This is a genomic window from Blastocatellia bacterium, from assembly GCA_025054955.1.
Taxonomy (GTDB): Bacteria; Acidobacteriota; Blastocatellia; order HR10; family J050; genus JANWZE01.
Map to the genome: position 1 here is coordinate 1 of JANWZE010000149.1, position 8,009 is coordinate 8,009.

Here is an 8,009-nt window from a genome sequence, read left to right on the forward strand (position 1 = left end):
AAATTGCCCATCGGATGCGCTATCACAGCCGTCGCCGATAAGCCGAGGATGGCCATGATCCAGAGTGTCACTCTTGCTCTCATCGTGATAATGCTCATGCTGCGCCTGTGCGCGTGGCCAGCGCTTCCCAACGAAGCATACAGACAGACGCCACGCGCTCAGTTGCGCAGCCCAACGCGCTCGTCAACGTTGCACACGTCCGCCAACGCGCCATTCGGAGACTAAGGCTGTTAGGATTTTCCTTTGCCCGCTCAGCATCTGCCCAGTCGCCGTTGTGTCAATTCTATTTCTTCTCAACAATGTCGCGGCGCGTGGATTCGACAATGGCGAGCAACTCGTTCTTTTCTTTGGCCGGAACCTTGAACTTGTCAAGACTCGCAGCTAAATCAGCGGCGATCGCGTCGAACTCAGCATTGGTGATCTTCATGCCTTTGTGCGCTTGCTTCATGTTGCGGCCAGTGTATCGCTCCGGACCGCCGGTGGCCTGACAAATAAAATCAACCAACTGCATTTTCAGCCTGTTCATGTCAACGTTAGCAAACTTGCCATCTCGCATGAAATTCACTTGCATATTACTGCCGGCGCGTGCAACGAAATCATCAACCACAGCCGTAATCGCAGGTTTGCCGCCGAGCCGCTCGTACAGCGATTTCTCTTTCATCTTGGCGCCCATCTGCGCGAAGACACTGACACAGACGCCGAGGCTCAATAGTGTGGCGAAAAGTACGTGTGATTTTTTCATGGTCAATCCTCCTTCATGTTAGTTGGTCTTCGCTGTTATTCAGCTTGGAGTCAACAATACGACAGGGGCGAACGATTCAGATTGGTGGGCAAAGAAAAAGGGCGATAGAGTTTTCAAATGAGCCAATCAGCGACCGAGGTCATCCGATGTCGTAACGGCAAAGCGTGTCAATCGCCGAGCGCGTTGAGCATGGCGCGGGCCTGCGCGGCATGACGCGGATGAAAAGAGGGATTGATCTGTAACGCCTGACGCAGGGCTTCTCTGGCTTGTTTGGCGTGTCCCAGCTTGGCATGAATCATGCCGGCGTGATAATAGAAGAGCGCCTCTTTCATGCCGAGTCGCAAGGCTTGTCGGGAGGCTGCCAGCGCCTCCCGGTAGCGGCCTTTCTTGTAGAGAACCCAGGCCAGCGTATCCATCACGCGAACGTTCTTCGACTGCTGCGCAGCATGCTCAGCAATGCGTAGCGCTTCATCCAGGTTGCGATCATGATCCGCATAAAACAGCGCCATGTAGGGTTCAGGCTCGATATTATTAGCGCGATTGATCTGCTCAATCACGTCGAGTAAGCGGAATGCTTCGCTGGCCTCGCCATTGCGGCCTAGATGTGTCAGCAGATCACCAAGCCCGACAGCCGCTTCATGAGTCGGCACGCGCGCCAAACTCGTTCGGTAGAGTTCAACTGCTTCCCCATATCGCTGCTCGGCGACGCGCACGCGCGCCAGGCCGGTCAGCGCATAGTGATACTCCGGGAAAATTTTCAGCGCGGTTTCATAGTGCGCTCCAGCTTCATGTATCCGTCCGATGTTGAAGAAGAGATTTCCCAGTTGTGACCGACACCAAACTTGTTGCTCGCTGTCGCGCGAGCCGGCGGCATTGAGCGCCATATTCATCGCTTCAATAGCGCCTTCCGGGTCGCCGTACAGCTCGCGAATGTAGGCAGCGCGCGAATACGAAGCCGTGTCGGGGCGCAGGTCAATCATTTTTTGGAAGGCCTCGGCCGCGGCTGGGTACTCGCCCAATTCGACGAGCGCATCGCCAAGCGTGCCGTAATTCCACGGGTCGCGCGGATCGCGCGCGAGCGCCCGCCGAGCTGCTTCACGCGCTTGGACGAAGCGGTGCTGGCCGCCATAAATCCACGCGACAAGGCGCAACGCGCCATAATTGTCTGGATCGAGTTGAAACGCCTTCTGACAGGCTGCTTCAGCGCGAGCGTAGTAACTGCCATCGCCTGATTCACGGGCTTTGTTCATGAAGCCGGTCGCCAGCTCGACATAAAAATTTGCTTCGCCGGGCAGCGTGCGGAGTTTCGCCTCGGCTTGGCTGATCTGCTCGTCAGCCCAGGATCGGCGCGCGGGGCGGACCGAGACGCTCTCCACAGTTGATCTGCTTCGTTGTTGCCACAGTATTGAACTGATCGTAACACCGACGAGCGAAATCAGCACGCTCGCTGCGACGGCTCGCCATCCACGTCCACTCATTGCGCTCTCCCAACAGGTTGAGTGCCGGTCGTCAAGAAAATTCATTCATCCCGGCGACCGGCAACCAGCATCACCAGCTCATCAACAATTCAGTTGATCGGCCCGCCGCCTTCCTCTCCTGGGTCAACGTGGCGGCTATTGCGCCCATCCCACGCATACGCGACATAGGGGAATGTTTCCAAGTAGGGCGCGTCGTTGGTATTGACGCCATCGCCGATACTATTGTGCGGGAAGCCGGCAAACCGTCCGCCAGCCAACACGCCCACGACGGCGCGAGCGGCAATGTCGGTAACATCGTCACTGACACGACGGCCGTTGGGGAAGCCGGCTGCATCGCCGGCAAGGAGACCCATCCGTCTGCGCTGCGCTGCGGGCGTCGGCGGCACGCCTGTGTTCAATCGCAACAAGTCGGCCACTGGACCAGCCGGCGTGCCCGGCGCAGCAATGGGCGGCGCGTACGTCACCAGCGGCAGCAGGTCTGTGCGCGGCGCATCTGGCACGGGCAACGCCTCACGATAAATCGCGTTGAGCACACGAGCCAAAACCGGATCGAGCGCATAGGCAGCGAATTGCGCGTCATCTTTCGGCTGACTCATACTGAATTTGTCTTTGTCGCCTGTGCCGATGATGAGCTCGTTGAATAACGGATTGCCCATGCGCTGGATTTGCACGAACTCAGGTGATAGCTGCGCTGCGCCTCCCGGCCTGCTCGGCAAAATCTTGATGCGTGGACGCGAGGTCGTGCCCCATGTGCCGATTGTCGCCGCAGGGCTGCTGGCCGGCTCTTTTCGGCCCGTGCGCGTCAACATGGCGATCGGCACTTCAATGGCAATCGCGTTGACGTTATACCCGGACACATCATCGGCAGCAAAGTTCTGCCGATCATTGGCGTCTTGCGCCGGCGTCAGCACACCCGGCACGGGAAAGCCCATGCTGCGGAAATTGAGCGAATCAAACGCTGCGCCCAGATCAATCCAGAAAGGATCATCAACCGTGCCGGCAAACACCTTGATTCCATTTCCAAGATCATAGATGCCCTGCTGAAAGAGCGACGGGTAATCAGGCATGGTGCGCGGCCCTACATTGGACGGAACGGCTATCAGCCGTCTACCTTGGCTCAGCATAGTTCGCTGGCCGCCCCTGACCATTGTGACCGTATAGGTTTGGCGCAAGCTCAGCCCCTCTGATCCAGGGCCATCAAGCGCGGTGATGGCCGGAGGCACAATCACAGTCGTAGTGGGCGGCACAACGCCTTCCAGTGTTCTGGGCGCATTAGGGGGCGACGTAATCCCATTGCCCGCGCCGACAAATCCCGTGAACACGCCAGGAAGGCGAATCTCCGTGTTAAATCGAAATTCAAACGTGATGTCTTCTACAGCGTCATTGTTGTTATCAACCTTGATCGCATACAAAATTTCTGGATCGAACGGAAAATAGTTTGGCCCGTTGGCAGGTTCCAACAGGGGATCAACGTTGAGAATAAACGTGACTTTGTCAGAGTTATCGTAGCTGACAAATGCAAAGTAATCGGTGATGTCAGCTTTGTGATCGAGCGCAGTGATCGGCGCTTCTCGATGATTGGCTGCTTGCGTCGTCGGCAAGCTGGTCAGCAAACTGACCGCTGCTACGGCCAAGACCAACCAAGTCGTGATCATGGCTTTCAATCTACTCATCGTCAAACCTCCTTAAAGCAATAGATCGGTTGCATAGGGCCGAGCCATTCAAAGCATCATGCATAACAGATCAGCGGACACACCAATGGTCAAGCGTTGCGACTGCCTGATTGACCTTGACGCTCATGCCCGTGGCGTTCAGTTCATACAACCCAAAGCTACGCGGTCATCGCGCGACATGGTCGCCTGCTCGATTGCCGCAGTGATTGCGCGTAGAAATCAACTTACGCAACGTCTCGTGAGTTCGGATTTGCCCGCGCTGCGGAAAATTTCAGAAACAGAATCCGGGAGATCATCCTTCAGTCACCTTTCTGAAACCCGCGGGCCGGGAAATCCCAAGCCCCTGCGGGGAAATCCGAAGCCCGAAATCCGAAATCCGAAAAAATTCCAATGACCGAATTTCAAATCTGAGACCAATTGCGGAGAAAAAGACCGCGCTCTTTACAAGGGCGTCGCCTTGAGGGTGCCTGGCGGAATGTGGTGTTTTTGCGTTGCGGCGCCGCACGTTTGTAGGGGCGTCGCTGTGTGGACGCCTGCTGACGTGTGGTGGTTCAGCGTTGGGGCGACGCACGTTCGCAGGGGCGTTGCTGTGTGGACGACCACACGAAGGTAGCCAGACGTGCAGCGTCTGTGTGGGCGTCACCTTCAGCCCATCGCGTCTTCAACAGCGCCACCCGTTCTCCCATCGGCTCGTTCATGCTCTCCACTCGCTGGCCACAAACGCGCTGCTCCGACGCTTCTCAGATGCGCCACTGCTGCTTGCTCTGCTGTTGGAGATGTTGCACGTCTGGCCACGTTGTCACGAGCCGCTTGCGCGGCTCAGCAGAAACGAGCGTGGCATGAGGAGTCCCACATGCCATCAGAAAATCGGAGACCGCTGCTTGGGGCGTTTCTGCTGCTGCTCTCGATGTTGCTTCATCAAACAGGCCCGTTCTACCGACCATTGGTAGCATCTGAAGTGCTCTGCAGTGTGATTTTGTTTCCACCCGGTTACCATCAGCGCTCAAGATGTGAATCAGAAATCTGAGCTGCCTTGAGCTGCCCGCACTTTGCTCTGGCTGAAGTAACCATGTTATGATTTTGGTGGTTTCTTATGGGGTCAACAATGAGACGCATTGATGTCGAACTTCCCGAAGAGGTTTTGCTCTCTCTGAAGGAGGACGAGCAGGCGTTTGCCCGCGAGCTGAAGATGCTGGCGGCGGTCAAATTATTTGAATTGGGTAAGCTCTCCTCAGGGCGAGCGGCGCAATTAGCCGGCATGTCCCGCGTCGAGTTTCTGTTGTCGCTCGGGCGCTACAAAGTTTCGCCTTTTTCTCTCACACCGGAGGAGCTGGAGCGAGATATCAGAAACGCCTGAGCGTACGGTGATTGTTAATGCATCGCCGCTGATTTACTTACATCGCATTGGTTGCTTGGATTTATTGAAGAACCTGTACGGCCAGATCGTAGTGCCGGCAGCCGTTGAGGCAGAACTCCGCGAAGGTCAGCGGCGCGGCGCCGATGTTCCCGATGTATCAACGCTGTCTTGGATCGAAGTTCGATCGCTTCGCAGTTCGGCGCTTCTTCCAGCGGTGACGGACCTCGGTCCGGGGGAGGCCGAGGTCATCGGACTGGCGCGAGAACATCCGGGAAGCCTCGTGATCATTGATGATCAACTGGCTCGGAAAATTGCTGAGATTTGTGGTGTGTCCCTAACCGGGACGATAGGCGTTTTGCTGAAAGCCAAGCAGCTAGGATATGTGCCGGCGGTCGCTCCAATCTTGCACGCGCTCCAACAGGTTGGGTTCTGGCTCGGTGAAGAGTTAACCCGGTTGGTTTTGGTCAAAGCTCATGAAGAATCTGGCCCATCCAATTGACGAGGAACCGTGCATGTGTGATTCAGTAGACCACGAAGGATGAAAAAGAAATTCTTTTCGCATCCTTCGCGTATCGCGTTGGCGACCGCTCGCGAGGTGGGAAGCCTGAATCCCCAAGCCCGCCGAGCGGGAAATCCCGGGCTCCTGCGGGGAAATCCGAAGCACGAAATCCGAAATCTGAAACAAATTCCAATGAACAAATTCTCAAATGTGAAACAAGGATTGAGCCAGTGTTTGGAACATTGAGATTTTGAACGTTTCAACTTGTTTCGGATTTCGTGCTTCGGATTTGGAATTGCTCTCGAAGAGGGTTTCGGATTTGGGATGTTCGACAGCGGGCTGGCTGTTACAAGCACGCCGGAGGCGTGCGCCCCTGGCGATTTGCGGGGAAGCAAGCAGGCGGCTTCACACCTGAGCAACACTTCAAGCCCGTCTGTAATCGCAGACTGCCGGGAAGCATAACCGCGCAAGGCGCGATACGGCGCGCCTCAAGGCCGTTTGTAATCGGCAGACGGCCGCAAAGCCATAACCGCGCAACCAGCGATATAGCTGCACCTCAAGGCAGTTTGTAATCGGCAAATTGTTGCCGGAGGAGTTTCTTGTCAAATTTGCCTACGCTCGTTTTAGGAATTTGCTCAACGAAGACGACATCGTCCGGCAACCACCAGCGGGCGACGCGCGGGCGCAAGAATTCGATCAATTCCTCTTTGGTGATCGTGTCTTTGTGTTCAGCCATCGGCACGACAACGGCCAGTGGGCGTTCCGCCCATTTTTCATGCGCGACGGCGATGACTGAGGCTTCCAGCACTTTCGGATGAGCCATCAATGCGTTTTCCAGTTCGACGCTAGAAATCCACTCGCCACCGGATTTGATGAGGTCTTTGGTGCGATCGGTAATTTGCATGAATCCTTCTTCATCAATGGTGGCGACGTCACCTGTGCGGAACCAGCCGTCCGGCGTCCACGACTCGGCGCTCGCTTCAGGGTTGTTGTAATACGCCGAAGCGACCCACGGCCCGCGCACTTGCAATTCGCCGACCGATTGTCCATCCCACGGCAGAATGCGGCCCTGCTCGTCTACCAATCGCACTTCGACGCACGGCGCCGGCGTCCCCTGCTTGGCGCGCAGCCGATAGCGTTCCTCTTCCGGCCAATTTTCCATGTAGGATTTCAGGTGCGCCCCAGTGCCATAGGGCGACGTTTCCGTCATACCCCAGGCATGCAATACCGAAATGCCGAATTCCTTTTCAAAGTCTTCAATCAACGAGCGCGGCACTGCCGAGCCGCCAACCACGATTCGTTTCAGGTGACGCAGATCGAATGGTTCGTTCTTCAAGACTTGATATAAGCCGATCCATAACGTTGGCACGCCGGCAGCGCAGGTCACTTTCTCATCCTGCATCAATTGGGCCAAGTCACGCGGCTGAAGAAATGGCCCAGGGAAGACCAACGTGCAGCCACAAAACGTCGCCGTAAACGGCTGTCCCCAGGCATTAGCGTGAAACATCGGCACTACCGGCATGAGCACATCTTGCTCAGACAAACCCAGTCCGCCGCTCATGGCCGAGGCCATCGAGTGCAAGAAGATCGCGCGATGTGAGTAGAGCACGCCTTTGGGATGTCCTGTTGTGCCCGACGTGTAGCATAAGCCTAATGCGTCCCGCTCATCCAGGTCGGGAAACTCAAATTGGTCGGACGCATCGGCCATCAGCGCTTCATACGAGAGCGTCGGCGCTAAACTCGTCGGAGGAATAGCCCCATCGCCTAACACAATGTACTGCTCAACAGTTTTCAATCGCTCGGCTATTGGCTCCAGCAACGTCAACAAGCTCGGATCAACGAAGACGAATCGGTCTTCAGCGTGATTGAAAATGTAGACCAATTGCTCCGAAAACAACCGTAGATTGACCGTGTGCAACACCGCGCCGATGCAGGGAATGGCAAAGTAGAGTTCCAGATGTTGATAGTGATTCCAAGCAAACGTTGCCACACGATCGCCGCGCCGCACACCCAATTGCTGCAACACGTTGGCCAGCTTGCGCACGCGTCGTTGGAAATCGGCATAAGTGTAGCGATGAATGCCATTGCTCGTTCGGCTGACGATTTCTTTCTTGCCATACAACTGTTCGTTATGCGCCAGGATATGTTTGAGCGTCAGTGGAAAATCCATCATTAATCCACGCATAAAACGAAGCCTCCGAAACAGTGTACTGAAGAGGGGCAACTTTACGGCAGAGTCAAACGCCCCGTCAAGAGAGGC

The 8,009-nt window shown here is 55.9% G+C and carries 6 protein-coding genes; 2 read left to right on the top strand and 4 right to left on the bottom strand.

All coding sequences use genetic code 11. The annotated features are described in order from the left end of the window. Positions 1-283 precede the first annotated feature (283 nt). The 3 genes from NZ823_17810 to NZ823_17820 all read right to left on the bottom strand — a co-directional run bounded on the left by NZ823_17810 (position 284) and on the right by NZ823_17820 (position 3,893). A complete protein-coding gene (locus NZ823_17810; protein ID MCS6806981.1) occupies positions 284-742 on the bottom strand; it encodes a group 1 truncated hemoglobin in 459 nt (152 codons plus the stop codon). Between the two features lie 167 nt (positions 743-909). Beyond that, entirely contained in the window at positions 910-2,220 is a 1,311-nt protein-coding gene (locus tag NZ823_17815; GenBank protein MCS6806982.1) for a tetratricopeptide repeat protein, read from the bottom strand. Between the two features lie 89 nt (positions 2,221-2,309). Then, entirely contained in the window at positions 2,310-3,893 is a 1,584-nt protein-coding gene (locus NZ823_17820; GenBank protein ID MCS6806983.1) for a DUF4331 domain-containing protein, read from the bottom strand. Between the two features lie 1,105 nt (positions 3,894-4,998). Here NZ823_17820 and NZ823_17825 point away from each other — a divergent pair. Both NZ823_17825 and NZ823_17830 read left to right on the top strand, forming a co-directional pair. Next, on the top strand, positions 4,999-5,250 hold the full coding sequence (locus NZ823_17825; GenBank protein MCS6806984.1) for a UPF0175 family protein: 252 nt from the start codon (positions 4,999-5,001) through the stop codon (positions 5,248-5,250). Between the two features lie 7 nt (positions 5,251-5,257). After that, positions 5,258-5,749: a DUF3368 domain-containing protein gene (locus tag NZ823_17830; GenBank protein MCS6806985.1), complete on the top strand. Its 492-nt coding sequence runs from the start codon at positions 5,258-5,260 to the stop codon at positions 5,747-5,749. A 556-nt stretch (positions 5,750-6,305) separates the two neighbouring features. Here NZ823_17830 and NZ823_17835 read toward each other — a convergent pair. After that, on the bottom strand, positions 6,306-7,934 hold the full coding sequence (locus NZ823_17835; protein MCS6806986.1) for a long-chain fatty acid--CoA ligase: 1,629 nt from the start codon (positions 7,932-7,934) through the stop codon (positions 6,306-6,308). Between the last annotated feature and the right edge of the window lie 75 nt (positions 7,935-8,009).